Source organism: Peribacillus sp. TH27, from assembly GCF_016650915.1.
GTDB lineage: Bacteria > Bacillota > Bacilli > Bacillales > DSM-1321 > Peribacillus > Peribacillus butanolivorans.
Genome location: NZ_JAEKEV010000002.1, coordinates 3109063 through 3125000, shown reverse-complemented (window position 1 = coordinate 3125000; position 15938 = coordinate 3109063). Strand labels below are relative to the sequence as shown.

The 15938-nt window shown below is 41.7% G+C and carries 13 protein-coding genes, 1 tRNA gene, 2 rRNA genes, 1 other RNA gene and 1 other annotated feature; of the genes, 13 read left to right on the top strand and 4 right to left on the bottom strand.

The window, feature by feature from the left end; genetic code table 11:
• Window positions 1-24 precede the first annotated feature (24 nt).
• Window positions 25-2958: ribosomal RNA gene (locus JFU24_RS16415) — 23S ribosomal RNA — on the top strand.
• Between the two features lie 61 nt (window positions 2959-3019).
• Window positions 3020-3135 (top strand): 5S ribosomal RNA (gene rrf / locus JFU24_RS16410).
• 89 nt (window positions 3136-3224) lie between these two features.
• On the opposite strand, the gene JFU24_RS16405 is transcribed toward rrf, so the two are convergent.
• Window positions 3225-4190, bottom strand: coding sequence for a YaaC family protein (locus tag JFU24_RS16405; protein WP_201222484.1), 966 nt, complete (start codon window positions 4188-4190; stop codon window positions 3225-3227).
• Between the two features lie 112 nt (window positions 4191-4302).
• Here JFU24_RS16405 and guaB point away from each other — a divergent pair, with 112 nt between their 5' ends.
• From guaB to JFU24_RS16385, 4 genes are all read left to right on the top strand, one after another.
• On the top strand, window positions 4303-5766 hold the full coding sequence (gene guaB, locus JFU24_RS16400) for an IMP dehydrogenase (RefSeq protein ID WP_201222483.1): 1464 nt from the start codon (window positions 4303-4305) through the stop codon (window positions 5764-5766).
• A 173-nt stretch (window positions 5767-5939) separates the two neighbouring features.
• On the top strand, window positions 5940-7259 hold the full coding sequence (locus JFU24_RS16395; RefSeq protein WP_242485349.1) for a D-alanyl-D-alanine carboxypeptidase family protein: 1320 nt from the start codon (window positions 5940-5942) through the stop codon (window positions 7257-7259).
• A gap of 67 nt (window positions 7260-7326) precedes the next feature.
• Window positions 7327-7553: a binding site (T-box leader), on the top strand.
• A gap of 66 nt (window positions 7554-7619) precedes the next feature.
• Complete coding sequence (gene serS, locus JFU24_RS16390; protein ID WP_201250188.1) at window positions 7620-8897, top strand: serine--tRNA ligase; 1278 nt, start codon at window positions 7620-7622, stop codon at window positions 8895-8897.
• Between the two features lie 142 nt (window positions 8898-9039).
• Window positions 9040-9132, top strand: a tRNA-Ser gene (locus tag JFU24_RS16385).
• Window positions 9133-9255: 123 nt separating this feature from the next.
• On the opposite strand, the gene JFU24_RS16380 is transcribed toward JFU24_RS16385, so the two are convergent.
• The 3 genes from JFU24_RS16380 to JFU24_RS16370 all read right to left on the bottom strand — a co-directional run bounded on the left by JFU24_RS16380 (window position 9256) and on the right by JFU24_RS16370 (window position 11299).
• A complete protein-coding gene (locus tag JFU24_RS16380; protein ID WP_098178168.1) occupies window positions 9256-9927 on the bottom strand; it encodes a deoxynucleoside kinase in 672 nt (223 codons plus the stop codon).
• On the bottom strand, window positions 9905-10564 hold the full coding sequence (locus JFU24_RS16375) for a deoxynucleoside kinase (RefSeq protein ID WP_201250187.1): 660 nt from the start codon (window positions 10562-10564) through the stop codon (window positions 9905-9907). The genes JFU24_RS16380 and JFU24_RS16375 overlap by 23 nt, the downstream gene beginning before the upstream one ends.
• A gap of 189 nt (window positions 10565-10753) precedes the next feature.
• Window positions 10754-11299 carry an isochorismatase family cysteine hydrolase gene (locus JFU24_RS16370; RefSeq protein WP_201222479.1) on the bottom strand — a complete coding sequence of 182 codons (546 nt, stop codon included), beginning with the start codon at window positions 11297-11299 and terminating at the stop codon, window positions 10754-10756.
• A gap of 140 nt (window positions 11300-11439) precedes the next feature.
• Here JFU24_RS16370 and tadA point away from each other — a divergent pair, with 140 nt between their 5' ends.
• From tadA to JFU24_RS16335, 7 genes are all read left to right on the top strand, one after another.
• Entirely contained in the window at window positions 11440-11946 is a 507-nt protein-coding gene (gene tadA / locus JFU24_RS16365) for a tRNA adenosine(34) deaminase TadA (RefSeq protein WP_201250186.1), read from the top strand.
• A gap of 151 nt (window positions 11947-12097) precedes the next feature.
• An RNA gene (gene ffs / locus JFU24_RS16360) (signal recognition particle sRNA large type) lies at window positions 12098-12362 on the top strand.
• Window positions 12363-12548: 186 nt separating this feature from the next.
• Entirely contained in the window at window positions 12549-14237 is a 1689-nt protein-coding gene (gene dnaX / locus JFU24_RS16355) for a DNA polymerase III subunit gamma/tau (protein WP_201222478.1), read from the top strand.
• 21 nt (window positions 14238-14258) lie between these two features.
• A complete protein-coding gene (locus tag JFU24_RS16350; RefSeq protein ID WP_053348895.1) occupies window positions 14259-14576 on the top strand; it encodes a YbaB/EbfC family nucleoid-associated protein in 318 nt (105 codons plus the stop codon).
• Between the two features lie 60 nt (window positions 14577-14636).
• On the top strand, window positions 14637-15233 hold the full coding sequence (gene recR / locus JFU24_RS16345) for a recombination mediator RecR (protein WP_053348887.1): 597 nt from the start codon (window positions 14637-14639) through the stop codon (window positions 15231-15233).
• Window positions 15234-15253: 20 nt separating this feature from the next.
• A complete protein-coding gene (locus tag JFU24_RS16340; protein ID WP_056528984.1) occupies window positions 15254-15472 on the top strand; it encodes a YaaL family protein in 219 nt (72 codons plus the stop codon).
• Between the two features lie 114 nt (window positions 15473-15586).
• Window positions 15587-15850 (top strand): pro-sigmaK processing inhibitor BofA family protein, encoded by a 264-nt coding sequence (locus JFU24_RS16335; protein WP_201187772.1) that lies wholly within the window; start codon window positions 15587-15589, stop codon window positions 15848-15850.
• Window positions 15851-15938 lie beyond the last annotated feature (88 nt).

Genomic DNA, 15938 nt, shown 5'->3' with positions numbered 1-15938 from the left:
AAGCATCAGCAAGATCTTTTTAACGGTTAAGTTAGAAAGGGCGCACGGTGGATGCCTTGGCACTAGGAGCCGATGAAGGACGGGACTAACACCGATATGCTTCGGGGAGCTGTAAGTAAGCTTTGATCCGGAGATTTCCGAATGGGGAAACCCACTGTTCGTAATGGAACAGTATCTTTACCTGAATACATAGGGTACTGAAGGCAGACCCGGGGAACTGAAACATCTAAGTACCCGGAGGAAGAGAAAGCAAATGCGATTTCCTGAGTAGCGGCGAGCGAAACGGAATTAGCCCAAACCAAGAGGCTTGCCTCTTGGGGTTGTAGGACACTCAACATGGAGTTACAAAGGAACGGGGTAAATGAAGTGATCTGGAAAGGTCCGTCAAAGAAGGTAAAAACCCTGTAGTTGAAACTTCGTTCCCTCCTGAGTGGATCCTGAGTACGGCGGGACACGAGAAATCCCGTCGGAAGCAGGGAGGACCATCTCCCAAGGCTAAATACTACCTAGTGACCGATAGTGAACCAGTACCGTGAGGGAAAGGTGAAAAGCACCCCGGAAGGGGAGTGAAATAGATCCTGAAACCGTGTGCCTACAAGTAGTCAAAGCCCGTTAATGGGTAATGGCGTGCCTTTTGTAGAATGAACCGGCGAGTTACGATTTCATGCGAGGTTAAGTTGATAAGACGGAGCCGCAGCGAAAGCGAGTCTGAATAGGGCGAATGAGTATGAGGTCGTAGACCCGAAACCAGGTGATCTACCCATGTCCAGGGTGAAGTTCAGGTAACACTGAATGGAGGCCCGAACCCACGCACGTTGAAAAGTGCGGGGATGAGGTGTGGGTAGCGGAGAAATTCCAATCGAACCTGGAGATAGCTGGTTCTCTCCGAAATAGCTTTAGGGCTAGCCTCAAGATGAGAGTATTGGAGGTAGAGCACTGATTGGACTAGGGGCCCCCAACGGGTTACCGAATTCAGTCAAACTCCGAATGCCAAATACTTATTCTTGGGAGTCAGACTGCGAGTGATAAGATCCGTAGTCGAAAGGGAAACAGCCCAGACCACCAGCTAAGGTCCCAAAGTATACGTTAAGTGGAAAAGGATGTGGAGTTGCTTAGACAACCAGGATGTTGGCTCAGAAGCAGCCATCATTTAAAGAGTGCGTAATAGCTCACTGGTCGAGTGACTCCGCGCCGAAAATGTACCGGGGCTAAACGTATCACCGAAGCTGTGGATTGACACCGTATGGTGTCGATGGTAGGAGAGCGTTCTAAGGGCGTTGAAGTCAGACCGGAAGGACTGGTGGAGCGCTTAGAAGTGAGAATGCCGGTATGAGTAGCGAAAGAAGGGTGAGAATCCCTTCCACCGAATGCCTAAGGTTTCCTGAGGAAGGCTCGTCCGCTCAGGGTTAGTCGGGACCTAAGCCGAGGCCGAAAGGCGTAGGCGATGGACAACAGGTTGATATTCCTGTACCACCTATACATCGTTTGAACGATGGGGGGACGCAGAAGGATAGGGTAAGCGCGCTGTTGGATATGCGCGTCCAAGCAGTTAGGCCGGAAACGAGGCAAATCCCGTTTCCATTAAGGCGGAGCTGTGATGGCGAGGGAAATATAGTACCGAAGTTCCTGATTCCACGCTGCCAAGAAAAGCCTCTAGTGAGATGTAAGGTGCCCGTACCGCAAACCGACACAGGTAGGCGAGGAGAGAATCCTAAGGTGTGCGAGAGAACTCTCGTTAAGGAACTCGGCAAAATGACCCCGTAACTTCGGGAGAAGGGGTGCTTTTTAGGGTGAATAGCCCGGAAAAGCCGCAGTGAATAGGCCCAGGCGACTGTTTAGCAAAAACACAGGTCTCTGCGAAGCCGCAAGGCGAAGTATAGGGGCTGACACCTGCCCGGTGCTGGAAGGTTAAGGGGAGAGGTTAGCGCAAGCGAAGCTTTGAACCGAAGCCCCAGTAAACGGCGGCCGTAACTATAACGGTCCTAAGGTAGCGAAATTCCTTGTCGGGTAAGTTCCGACCCGCACGAAAGGTGTAACGATCTGGGCACTGTCTCAACGAGAGACTCGGTGAAATTATAGTACCTGTGAAGATGCAGGTTACCCGCGACAGGACGGAAAGACCCCGTGGAGCTTTACTGCGACCTCGATATTGAATTTTGGTACAGCTTGTACAGGATAGGTAGGAGCCTGAGAAGCCGGAGCGCTAGCTTCGGTGGAGGCGTTGGTGGGATACTACCCTGGCTGTATTGAAATTCTAACCCGCGCCCCTTATCGGGGTGGGAGACAGTGTCAGGTGGGCAGTTTGACTGGGGCGGTCGCCTCCTAAAGAGTAACGGAGGCGCCCAAAGGTTCCCTCAGAATGGTTGGAAATCATTCGTAGAGTGTAAAGGCACAAGGGAGCTTGACTGCGAGACCTACAAGTCGAGCAGGGACGAAAGTCGGGCTTAGTGATCCGGTGGTTCCGCATGGAAGGGCCATCGCTCAACGGATAAAAGCTACCCCGGGGATAACAGGCTTATCTCCCCCAAGAGTCCACATCGACGGGGAGGTTTGGCACCTCGATGTCGGCTCATCGCATCCTGGGGCTGTAGTCGGTCCCAAGGGTTGGGCTGTTCGCCCATTAAAGCGGTACGCGAGCTGGGTTCAGAACGTCGTGAGACAGTTCGGTCCCTATCCGTCGCGGGCGCAGGAAATTTGAGAGGAGCTGTCCTTAGTACGAGAGGACCGGGATGGACGCACCGCTGGTGTACCAGTTGTCTTGCCAAAGGCATAGCTGGGTAGCTACGTGCGGACGGGATAAGTGCTGAAAGCATCTAAGCATGAAGCCCCCCTCGAGATGAGATTTCCCATAGCGCAAGCTAGTAAGATCCCTGAAAGATGATCAGGTTGATAGGTCAGAGGTGGAAGCGTGGCGACATGTGGAGCTGACTGATACTAATAGATCGAGGACTTAACCACGCTTTAAAAAATGAAATACCTTCTTATTATCTAGTTTTGAAGGAACAACGTTCCTTTATTGTTTGGTGACGATAGCGAAGAGGTCACACCCGTTCCCATTCCGAACACGGCAGTTAAGCTCTTCAGCGCCGATGGTAGTTGGGGGTTTCCCCCTGTGAGAGTAGGACGCCGCCAAGCCATTCAAAAAGATCAGCCATCCTTGGCTGGTCTTTTTCGTATATCAGATTTTCCATAAGTTATTTCCTATTGGGAGGTAGTTAGAATAATCAGGGGTTGAACCTTTCAGACCTAATCCATTCAAATATTAAAAATGGTACCTTAGATTGGCTTATTTTAAGGAATTGCACTATACAGGGGTAATCATCATTAGGCATAGTTTTCATCAACTCTGCCCACCATTCTGTTTCATAACGAGCTATTATACTTAGGTTATAAGAGATTAAATAATGAATCAAAAGTTCAGGTAATAAAAAAGCCGACGAACTTTTATTGAGGGATAACATGAATTGTTCCTCTACCAAGTTATACCGTATAGGAGAAGGAGCATTATAAACAAGAACTTTATCTATTTGTATTAGCAGTTTTCCAGGAGTTTCTGTAAGGTGACATATATGATTTATTTTTGATGTCAAAAACTCCTCGAAGCGGCTACTAGTCATTTGATAGCTATCCAATATGGTAGAAGGCAATTGAAAACCATCAGAAGAAGGTAACAGAGGTATAAAATTTTTACGGGAAATATTCCATGCAAGGCTTTGCATATCTGGAATTTCTTTTAATAACGTTTCCATAGAAAATTTTTCACCTTCCATATGTTTTAAATTAAATATTTTTTCAGCAATACAGGTGAAAAGTCCATTCTTTTGCGTTTTTACCTCATCTTTTAAAAAGTCGTATTGTTGCTTTTTTCTCTTTCTTGTAGTTACCCCATGAGCAAGCAACGAAGTGGACTCCGGGTAGTTGGGATCGATGGTAAGTAGACAGGCCTTTAACAATTGGGTAAATCCATAAAAGGATAAAATTGGTTGGATAGAAAGTGGTGCTATAGCAGCCTGTTTATAATAGGTTTTCGCATGTTCAAGATGGTATATAAAAGGATAACAGTTTTCGTAACTTTTTATTTCTGCATCTTCTATTTTTTCATGTGTGTAACATTTTTGTAAAAAAAGTTGAGATGAAGATGCAGAAAAAAAAGGCGTATATTTATCGAAATTATCATTGTTTTCAGGCATTGCAGCCTCTCCTTTGAATTGATAGAATAATCTAACATTTATTTCTCTTCTTGACAGTAGTATGTCCTATTGATAACCTACAAATAATATTTTTAAGCAGGAGGGGAAAATTATGTGGGAAAATAAATTTGCAAAAGAAGGTTTAACCTTTGATGATGTCCTATTAATTCCAGCGAAATCAGAGGTTTTACCGAAAGATGTTAACCTTCAAGTCAACTTAGCCGAGAATTTAAAGCTCAACCTTCCTATCATCAGTGCAGGAATGGATACCGTAACAGAAGCAGAGATGGCAATTGCTATGGCTCGTCAAGGTGGGTTAGGTATTATTCATAAGAATATGTCGATTGAAGCACAAGCTGAATTAGTTGATAAAGTAAAACGTTCAGAAAGCGGTGTTATTACAGATCCATTTTTCTTAACACCAGATCACCAAGTGTTTGATGCAGAGCATTTAATGGGTAAATACCGTATTTCGGGTGTACCAGTTGTTAATAATGAACAGGATCAAAAACTTGTTGGTATTATTACGAACCGTGATTTGCGATTTATTTCCGATTTTTCCTTGAAGATTTCTAGTGTTATGACAATAGAGAATCTGGTTACAGCTCCAGTTGGAACTAACCTGGAACAAGCCGAGAAAATTCTTCAAAAGTATAAAATTGAAAAACTCCCTCTTGTAGACGATAACGGTGTATTAAAAGGGCTTATTACAATCAAGGATATCGAGAAAGTCATTGAGTTCCCTAATTCAGCAAAAGATAAGCAAGGTAGATTACTCGCAGGTGCTGCTGTCGGTGTGACTAAAGATACAATGAAGCGTGTAGAAATGCTTGTTAAGTCTCAAGTAGATGCAATTGTACTTGATACTGCTCATGGTCATTCAACAGGCGTCCTTGACGCAGTAAAGGAGATTCGTGGAAAATATCCTGAACTTACTATCATCGCTGGTAACGTGGCCACTGCAGAAGGAACGAAAGCACTGATTGAAGCAGGAGCCGATGTTGTTAAAGTGGGAATTGGACCGGGATCTATTTGTACTACAAGAGTTGTAGCTGGTGTAGGCGTTCCTCAAATTACGGCCGTTTTCGATTGTGCAACAGAAGCAAGGAAACATGGAAAAACAATTATCGCTGATGGCGGAATTAAATACTCGGGTGATATCGTTAAAGCTCTAGCCGCTGGTGGACACGCAGTCATGCTTGGAAGTATGCTTGCCGGTGTAACTGAAAGCCCAGGTGAAACAGAAATCTTCCAAGGACGCCGTTTTAAAGTGTACCGGGGAATGGGTTCTGTTGCAGCAATGGAAAAAGGTTCTAAGGATCGTTACTTCCAGGAAGATAATAAGAAATTTGTTCCAGAGGGCATAGAAGGACGCCTTCCATATAAAGGACCTCTTTCAGATACTATTTTCCAACTGATCGGTGGTATTCGTTCAGGAATGGGATATTGCGGTACAGCTTCATTGGAAGATTTGAGAGAAAACTCTCAATTTATTAAAATGACTGGTGCGGGGTTAAGGGAAAGTCATCCACATGATGTTCAAATTACAAAAGAAGCGCCGAACTATTCATTGTAATAAATTTAACTTATAATTGTCATTAAAATTTAAAGTGAAAATAGGCAGAGTCTCCGATGACTCTGTCTATTTTTTTTATTTCTTCTGTGATAAACTAAACAAGGATTAAGGGAAATAGATAGTGTTTCTTCTTTTGTTATAGAGATAAGCTTAATAGTTGGAGGTATTGGAAATTGAAAAAAATCAGCAAGATTACCCTCATTTTCACTTTTGTTTTTGTTCTTGTTATGTCGCAATTTGCCTATCAACCGGGGGAAGCTGAAGCTGAATCTGATAATTTAGGTTTAAAAGCAGAGGCAGCCATCATTATAGATGGTAAAACAGGACAAATCGTGTATGAAAAAAATGCCGATAAAGTATTAGGGATTGCATCCATGTCAAAAATGATGACAGAATACATCATAATGGAGTCAATTGAAAATGGGAAAATCACTTGGGATCAAAAAGTTAAAATAAATAAGTATGTACATGATCTTTCAAAAGCACCGAATTTGTCGAATATTGGTTTAACAGAAGGTGAAGAATATACAGTTAAGGAACTATATCAAGCGATGGCTGTCTATTCAGGAAATGCAGCGACAGTAGCCTTAGCTCAGCTAGTTTCTGGTAGCGAAAAGAATTTTGTGAAATTGATGAACGAAAGAGCAACGAAGCTAGGTCTGAAAAACCATAAATTCGTCAACGCCAGCGGCTTGAATAACTCTAATTTGTTAGGGCAGTATCCTACTGGTAAAAAAGATGAAGAAAATGTCATGACAGCAACTGATACTGCACTTCTTGCTTATCGTCTTATTAATGATTATCCGGAAGTATTAAAGTATGCCAGCATTTCTAAATTGAAGTTCCGTGATGGGAAAGAGTATCCAAACTTCAACTGGATGTTACCTGGTCTGATTTTTGAATATAAAGGTGTAGACGGTCTGAAAACAGGTTCTACTGACTTTGCCGGTTATGGTCATACGGGGACAGTTATCCAAGATGGTCAACGTTATATTACAGTGGTTATGAAGTCTACTACTAAAAATGAACGCTTCAGGGATAGTACTAAGCTGATGGACTATGCATATGCAACATTTGAAAAAGAAAAAATTCTTCCTGCCAATTACCAAGTGAAAGGGAAAGAAACCCTTTCGGTAGTTAAAGGTAAGGAGAAAAATGTTAATATCCAATCTAAAAAAGCGATTGAACTGCTTGTTGAGAATGGTGAGAAAGAAAACTATAAAACAGAATTAGTGATTGATAAAAACAAATTGGACAAAGACGGTAAGTTGACTGCACCAATCAAAAAAGGTGAGAAGGTTGGCTACATCACTGTTACTCCTAAAAATGGTAAAGATTACGGGTATATTAACGGGGATTCAGCGAAGGTTGACGTCGTAGCTGCAGAATCTGTTGAAAAAGCAAACTGGTTTGTGTTATCAATGCGAGCAGTTGGTGGATTCTTTGGTGATGTATGGAGCAGTGTATCTTCTACTGTAAAAGGCTGGTTTTAAGTTTCGTGTATAAAACGGTTGCGTAATGTATAAAATTATAGTACATTATGGAAAAGAATTTGATTATGAGAAAGCCATGACAGGATATAGTAACAAATATTTCTTTCTAAAGAGAGCCGATGGCTGGTGGAAATCGGTGTTAGAGTTTTGTGAATCCCTCCTGGAGCAGAGTATGGAACACCTTAATTGGGTCAGTAATTACTTTCGGTTAAAAGCCGTTATCGTGATAAGTGGAAGGTATTTTTCATATGCCTTCAACTAGGGTGGCAACGCGGGTTAACTCTCGTCCCTTCTTCAGGGGACGGGAGTTTTTTGCGTTCTCTGATAAATTAACAAATCATAAATGAGGAGGAACTGTAAATGTTGGATTTGAAATATGTACGAAATAATTTTGAAGAAGTGAAACGTGTTCTGCAATTTAGAGGAGAAGATTTAACTGATTTAGGTAAATTTGAGGAGTTAGACGTGAAGCGTCGATCTTTAATTGCTGATACAGAAAAACTGAAAAGTAAACGGAATGAAGTTTCACAGCAAGTAGCTGTATTGAAACGGGAGAAAAAAGATGCAGACCAGTTGATTGTGGAAATGCGTGAGGTTGGTGATCAAATCAAAGGATTTGATGATGAACTTCGTGAAGTAGAATCCCAGTTAGGAACGCTGCTGCTTTCTATCCCTAATATTCCACATGAAAGTGTACCAGTGGGTGAAACGGAAGATGATAATGTTGAAATCCGTAAATGGGGCGAATTGCCGCAATTTAAGTTTGAACCGAAACCACATTGGGATGTGGCTGGAGATTTAGGAATCCTTGATTTTGAACGGGCAGCGAAAGTGACCGGAAGCCGATTTGTTTTTTATAGAGGTCTCGGTGCTCGTTTAGAGCGTGCGTTAATTAGTTTTATGCTCGACCTTCATGTTGAAGAACATGGATATGAAGAAATGCTGCCTCCATATATGGTGAACCGTGCAAGCATGACAGGCACAGGTCAGTTACCTAAATTCGAGGAAGATGCTTTCCGTATTGAGAGCTACGATTATTTCTTGATTCCAACAGCTGAAGTGCCTGTGACAAATTTCCACCGTGATGAAATTCTAAGCATAGACGATCTGCCGATAAGCTATGCAGCATACAGTGCATCTTTCCGTTCAGAAGCAGGTTCTGCTGGTCGTGATACTCGCGGGTTAATTCGCCAGCACCAGTTTAATAAAGTGGAATTAGTGAAGTTTGTAAAGCCAGAAGACTCTTATGCAGAATTGGAAAACCTTACAGGACATGCTGAAAAAGTGCTTCAATTGCTAGGCCTTCCTTATCGAGTATTAAGCATGTGTACAGGCGATCTTGGTTTCACTGCTGCGAAAAAGTATGATATCGAAGTCTGGATCCCGAGCTATGGAACGTATCGTGAAATTTCATCTTGTAGTAACTTCGAAGCATTCCAGGCTAGAAGGGCTAATATCCGTTTCCGCCGTGATGTTAAAGGGAAACCAGAACATATTCATACACTTAATGGGTCAGGATTGGCAATCGGCCGGACAGTTGCCGCACTATTGGAAAATTATCAGCAGGAAGATGGCAGTGTTGTCATCCCTGAAGTATTACGACCTTATATGCGCGGTGTGGAAGTCATTAAACCATAATGTTTCAAAAGTATAAAAGGAACAGTTTCTCGTAATAGAGAAACTGTTCTTTTTTTATTTGGTTTAATAATTATTTTAAAAAAATGTTCTAAGAGTGCTTGACTTTGATTTTGATTCAATGTATTATAATAAATGTTGATACGGAGGTATACCCAAGTTCGGCTGAAGGGATCGGTCTTGAAAACCGACAGGGGAGTCAAATCCCGCGGGGGTTCGAATCCCTCTACCTCCTCCATAACTTATTAATAACCACAGCGCATAAATTGGATATCGTTAAATTCCGTTACATCTCTGTAACGGAATTTTTGTTTTCTAATATAATAAAAAACCACTGGGATTCCCGGTGGTTTTTTATTATTTATATTTTTCGTAATAATCTGGTTTGCTCCATATATTCAGCGATCCGTTTTATAAGAGATTCAATACTAGCCTCATCTTGCTTAAGGTCATATTCATTTATATTTAATCGAAGGACCGGACAGGCATTAAATTGATCAATCCATTCTTCGTAACGGCCGTGCATTTCCTTCCAATACTCAATAGGAGTGTGCTGTTCCATCGGCCGCCCCCGTTCTTGGATCCGGTCGAGGATATCATCAAGTGATCCCTCGAGATAGATAAGCAAGTCAGGATGAGGGAAGTAGGGTGTCATTACCATCGCGTTGAATAGGCTTGTGTACGTTTCGTAGTCTACTTCGTTCATTGTCCCTTTTTCATAATGCATCTTTGCAAAAATTCCTGTGTCTTCATAGATGGAACGATCTTGGATAAAACCGCCGCCATATTCAAAGATTTTTTTCTGCTCTTTAAACCGTTCAGCGAGGAAGTAGATTTGCAGGTGGAAACTCCAACGATCAAAATCATCGTAAAATTTATCCAGGTAGGGGTTCGTATCAACCTTTTCAAAAGATGTCCTAAATTGTAGGGCATTCGCTAATGCGTTGGTCATGGTCGATTTACCTACACCAACCGTCCCTGCTATCGTAATGACGGCGTTGTTTGGAATATTATACTTCTTTCGTAAGTTCATGTGGCTGTACTCCTTTTTGCAGGGCATTCTCTATTTGGATGATTATCGTGTTCAAGTCATCCCTATTCCCAACGAAATCCAATTCATCTCCATTAAATGTAAGAACAGGTATGTCAGGGTGCTGTTTCTCAAACGTTTCCATAAATGTTTGATAATCCGAAGATAACTGCTCTAAATAATGGGAGCTGATGTTTTTTTCGAATTCACGTCCTCTTTTGCCGATTCGGGACAGAAGAGTATCCAGACTTGCGTTTAAATAAATAACCATATTTGGTTTCGGCATATCTCGAGTTAAGATATTGAATATTTCAAGGTATTTATTGTATTGTCCGTTTTTTAACGTACGTTCAGCAAATATTAAGTTCTTGAATATATGGTAATCAGCCACTACGGCTTGGTCATTAGTAAGGAACTTCGTTTCAATATCTTCTAATTGCTTGTAACGGTTACATAGAAAAAACATTTCTGTTTGAAAGCTCCACTCATCGATATTGTTATAAAATTTCCCGAGAAATGGATTCTCATCAACGATTTCCTTTAATAGTGAAATTTGGAAATGGTCAGCGATAACTTTTGCTAGTGATGTTTTCCCTACACCGATTGGACCTTCGACAGTGATAAATGGGGTGATTTTCATCCATTCTGTCCTCCTTCAATGAGGTATAGGACTGAAACTCCCAGTTTATTAGGTTTTTCAGCCAAGAGATATTGTATCACAGACTTGAAGCTTAAGTGATATTTTTGTCCGGTGTTAATGAAGGAGAATTTAGGAGTGTCATGCGAGGGTAGTGGAATGTCAGTGCCTAGTTGGACGGAGTCTTTCAATCTAAACGTCTCTGCTTTTTTGTGTGGAAGCTTTGAGAACATGATTCATCATCGTTAACGCATAAAGGTTATCTTCTTTTGATGCAGAAGCGATACAATCCTCAGGGATCCATAATTGGTACTCTCGCATATAGGCATCATTAGCCGTGAATAACACACAGATGTTACCAGCAATGCCGGTAAGAATTAAGGTTTCCACCTTCAGTTGTTTAAGCAGTGTATTAAGGGCAGTCCCATAAAAAGCCGAATGCTTCGGTTTGATGAGAAAGAACTCATCTTTTTGTGGTTTGATTTTTTCAATTAGCTGAGCATTTCCTGTATTTTTACAGGTGTCGATAATCTTATCGAAGTCAGCCTGCCATAAATCATAATGGTCATTGATATAAATGATAGGGAATCCCTTTTCTTTCATGTGCTTTTTCAACTTCAGTATTGGCTCGATGATAAGCTTCGTATGTTCAAGGAGCATGTCACCGTGATTGAAATTAAAATCATTAATTATATCAATGATAAGCAAAGCAAAGGAAGGGGAAGTAGATTTTTTCATGTTAAATCCTCCTTATATTGTTTGAATTTACTTGCAGCCTGTAGGTCGCTTGCGTTACTATTCATTAGAATAAGTAGTATGACCTTTATTTTGTCTTATATTTGTCTGTTTACTCCTACTTAATATGAGGGGGTTTTTTTATGAAAGATGATGCCTATTACATGAAATTGGCTTTAAAGGAAGCTGAAAAGGCGCAGATGTTGAACGAAGTGCCGATTGGAGCTTTAATTGTGATAGATGATCAAATAGTTTCGAGGGGGCATAACCTGCGGGAAACAGAGCAGAATGCTACTGCCCACGCGGAGCTACTTGCGATTAATGAGGCTTGTGGTTCACTTGGTAGTTGGCGCCTTGAGAAGGCGACACTTTATGTAACGTTGGAACCTTGCCCTATGTGTGCAGGGGCTATTCTGCAATCGAGGCTGAAAAGGGTCGTTTTTGGCGCCCATGATCCAAAGGCAGGCTGTGCAGGGACATTTATGGATTTACTTCAAGACGAACGCTTCAACCATCAGTGTGAGGTTACAAGCGGTGTGTTGCGGGACGAGTGCGGAGGGATCCTGACAGCCTTTTTTAAAGAGCTTAGGAATCGAAAGAAAACCTTGAAAAAGGAGAAAGCACTCAAAAATATGGAAGAAAATAAATAACCTTGTCTGAATACTTGATGTGCGTGCCTTTTTCCTTTTATAAAGATTAGGGAAATAGACTGTTCAATGAACAAGGCTTGCGTTTTTTTTGTTACCTTAGTATAATGAATTATGCGTCGATGTGACGCTATGAAAATTGGTATTACATTTGCCGTGCTAGACGGGGAGGTAGCGGTGCCCTGTACTCGCAATCCGCTCTAGCGAGGTTGAATTCCTTCTCGAGGTTAGCGTACTGTAGGGTCTGCCTTAAGTAAGTGGTGTTGACGCCCGGGTCCTGCGCAATGGGTCTCCATGAACCATGTCAGGTCCGGAAGGAAGCAGCATTAAGTGGAAGTTCTCATGTGCCGCAGGGTTGCCTGGGCCGAGCTAACTGCTTAAGTAACGCTTATGGTTGCTAATCGACAGAAGGTGCACGGCAGTTATTTTACATAATCAAAAAACTCATTCGTATCGGGTGAGTTTTTTTGCACGTTAAGAAGTTAAATTAGTTGTAAATCTTGAAAAGAATATGACAATCAGTGAGTTTTCTTTAAGCTGACTTTGAAAATAAGGAAATCAGTAATGTATAATAAACAAGATGGAGAAAATAAGGAGGGATTTCCGTGGGGTATCAAGCATTATACCGGGTATGGCGGCCACAACAATTTATTGATGTAGTTGGGCAGGAACATGTAACAAAAACGTTGCAGAATGCCCTAATCGGGCAAAAGGTTTCGCATGCCTATTTATTCTCCGGTCCACGTGGGACAGGGAAAACGAGCGCTGCCAAAATTCTTGCAAAAGCAGTGAATTGTGAGCATGCCCCGATAAGTGAACCCTGTAACGAATGTGCTACCTGCCGCGGAATCACTGATGGCTCCATATCAGATGTTATTGAAATTGATGCAGCATCCAATAATGGTGTCGAAGAAATCCGTGACATTCGTGATAAGGTCAAATATGCACCGAATGCGGCTACATATAAAGTTTATATTATTGATGAGGTACATATGCTTTCACAAGGGGCCTTCAATGCGTTATTAAAAACATTGGAAGAACCGCCAAAGCACGTTATTTTTATATTAGCAACGACTGAACCTCATAAGATTCCGCTAACGATTATTTCGCGTTGTCAACGGTTTGATTTCAAAAGAATTCAGCCGCAGGATATTGTTGGGCGTATGGCTCAAATCATTGCTGAAACAGGGGTTTCATGTGATGAACAGGCCTTGCATATTATTGCGAGAGCAGCTGAAGGCGGGATGCGTGATGCGCTAAGCTTGCTTGACCAGGCAATTTCATTCAGTTCAGAGACGGTATCTGTAGAAGATGCATTGACTGTCACTGGTTCTGTTTCGCAGGCATTCTTAAGTCGGTTGGCAAAAGCAATTTATGATAAAGAAGTAGCAGTGGCACTTGAAGTACTTGATGAATTGTTGGCTATGGGAAAAGACCCAGCTCGGTTCATTGAAGACATGATTTATTATTTCCGTGATATGTTGTTGTACCAAACAGCACCAGCTCTCGCTGAATCTTTTGAGCGCGTGTTAATCGATCCGCAATTTAAAGAATTATCAGAAGTCATCTCTTCTGAATCGATTTATTCCACTATTGAAAGTTTCAATCAAACACAGCAGGATATGAAATGGACGAATCATCCAAGGATTTTCCTTGAAGTGGCTCTTGTGAAATTATGTAATGAGCAAAGGCCAAATCAAATGGACAATGGGCAGATTCAACAATTGCTTCAGAAAATAGAGGATTTGGAAGTTAAATTACAGGAAATACAGAGAAGTGGCATCTCAGCGGCTGTGGCAGAAAAGCCTGCAGAACAGGCGAAATCACAGCGGGTTATAAAAAAGGCTTATAAAGCGCCAACAGGCAAGATTAATCAAGTTTTAAAACAAGCAACGAAACCAGATTTGAATGTAGTGAAAAGCAAGTGGGGCGAAGTACTTGAACAATTAGGTCAGCAAAACCAAAAGTCATTAGCAGCTTTATTAACAGAAGCAGAACCTGTTGCTGCGTCAACTGAGGCTTTTGTGGTAAAATTCAAATATGATATCCATTGTCAAATGGCAATGGAAAATAACCGTTTCGTGGAAGTGATTGCCTCAATCATGCAGCAATTAACTGGTCGCCGTATGGAGATAGCTGGAGTTCCAGAGAGCCAATGGCAGAGGTTGCGAGAGGACTTTATTTCAACACAGCAGTTCGAAGGTACAGAAGAAACGGAATCAAAAGAAGAAGACCCCTTTATAGCAGAGGCTAGAAAATTAGTCGGCGATGATTTACTTGAAATTAAAGAATAATTGGAGGTAGGAAAAATGGGTATGCGCGGTGGTAATATGCAAAACATGATGAAACAAATGCAGAAGATGCAAAAGAAGATGGCAGAGGCACAAGAAGAGCTAGGTGAAAAAAAGATTGAAGGTACTGCAGGCGGTGGAATGGTAACAGTTATCGTGACAGGGCATAAAGAAATAGTTGATGTAATCATCAAACCAGAAGTTGTTGACCCAGATGATATCGATATGCTTCAGGATTTAGTATTAGCTGCTACCAATGATGCTCTGAAAAAAGCAGAAGAACTGACAAACCAGACGATGGGGCAATTTACTAAAGGGATGAACCTTCCAGGTATGTTTTAAGCAAGTTCAAAAGAAACTTCCTTTCAGGAGGTTTCTTTTGAAATTTTTAGGAGGAATTTGATGCATTATCCAGAACCGATTTCCAAGCTTATTGACAGCTTTATGAAATTGCCGGGGATTGGGCCGAAAACGGCTGCGCGATTAGCCTTTCATGTGTTAAGCATGAAGGAAGATACTGTTTTGGATTTTGCAAAAGCGCTGGTAAATGCGAAGCGGAATCTGACGTATTGTTCAGTCTGTGGTCATATCACAGATCAGGATCCCTGTTATATCTGCGAGGATCAAAGGAGAGATAGAAGTTTAATCTGTGTCGTACAGGACCCAAAAGATGTAATAGCGATGGAAAAAATGAGAGAGTTCAATGGCTTATACCATGTACTACATGGCAGTATTTCACCGATGGACGGAATCGGTCCGGAAGATATAAATATTCCCGATTTATTAAAGCGCCTGCAGGACGAAACAGTGCAGGAGGTCATTTTGGCTACTAATCCTAATATTGAAGGAGAGGCAACTGCCATGTATATTTCGCGGCTGCTCAGACCATCAGGGATTAAGGTGACAAGAATTGCCCATGGACTTCCTGTTGGCGGAGATCTGGAGTATGCGGATGAAGTGACGCTATCAAAAGCAATAGAAGGAAGAAGAGAAATATAAGATAGCTGGGAGGACTTCACTTGTTCTTTCGTAAAAAAAAGCGACTTCGAAATGAATTCAATGAGGCATTAATTGAAGAGCTTGAACAATTGAAACGGAATTGGCATAATCAAAAATCTTTACTTGAAAAAAGCGTAGACCCATCTGAGGAAGTAATTGCTCAAACAAGACTAGCGGAAGTAAAATATTTTTACTTATTTAGAGAAGTAAAAAGAAGAAACGTCCGCATTCAACGATAATAGCAGAGTGGTTATAAAGGAATACCCTTTATAACCACTTTTTATTGGATTGAGTTCTTAAACCAAGACTCCCTTCATATAAGTGTAGTACAAGCTTACGGGGAGGAATGAGTTGTGGAACCAGTTGTTTTTGTTGCCGTAGTTGGAGGCTTGATCTTAATGCTCCTCATTATCGGTGCACCTATAAAACCCATTCGGTTTCTAGGGCAGGGGGTAATAAAGATTATTATTGGTGCGGTCTTTCTATTTTTTTTGAATACGCTAGGGAATCAAGCGGGCATTCATGTACCCATTAATCTCGCCACTTCAGCAGTTGCCGGTCTGCTTGGAATACCGGGAGTCGCGGCGTTGGCTGCCATTGGTTACTGGGTTATTTAAGGGGAATCTGATTGAATATTAAAGGTAATAAAAGCCTCAAGGATTTTGTCTTGAGGCTTTTATCTATATATAAGTTAGAAGTGTATTA

Excerpts from the sequence above, each read along its gene's own strand:
- JFU24_RS16375 (WP_201250187.1), bottom strand. The coding sequence starts at position 10,564 with ATGAAAATCACCCCATTTATCACTGTCGAAGGTCCAATCGGTGTAGGG.
- guaB (WP_201222483.1), top strand. The coding sequence starts at position 4,303 with ATGTGGGAAAATAAATTTGCAAAAGAAGGTTTAACCTTTGATGATGTC.
- serS (WP_201250188.1), top strand. The coding sequence starts at position 7,620 with ATGTTGGATTTGAAATATGTACGAAATAATTTTGAAGAAGTGAAACGT.
- JFU24_RS16370 (WP_201222479.1), bottom strand. The coding sequence starts at position 11,299 with ATGAAAAAATCTACTTCCCCTTCCTTTGCTTTGCTTATCATTGATATA.
- recR (WP_053348887.1), top strand. The coding sequence starts at position 14,637 with ATGCATTATCCAGAACCGATTTCCAAGCTTATTGACAGCTTTATGAAA.
- JFU24_RS16380 (WP_098178168.1), bottom strand. The coding sequence starts at position 9,927 with ATGAACTTACGAAAGAAGTATAATATTCCAAACAACGCCGTCATTACG.
- JFU24_RS16350 (WP_053348895.1), top strand. The coding sequence starts at position 14,259 with ATGCGCGGTGGTAATATGCAAAACATGATGAAACAAATGCAGAAGATG.
- tadA (WP_201250186.1), top strand. The coding sequence starts at position 11,440 with ATGAAAGATGATGCCTATTACATGAAATTGGCTTTAAAGGAAGCTGAA.
- JFU24_RS16405 (WP_201222484.1), bottom strand. The coding sequence starts at position 4,190 with ATGCCTGAAAACAATGATAATTTCGATAAATATACGCCTTTTTTTTCT.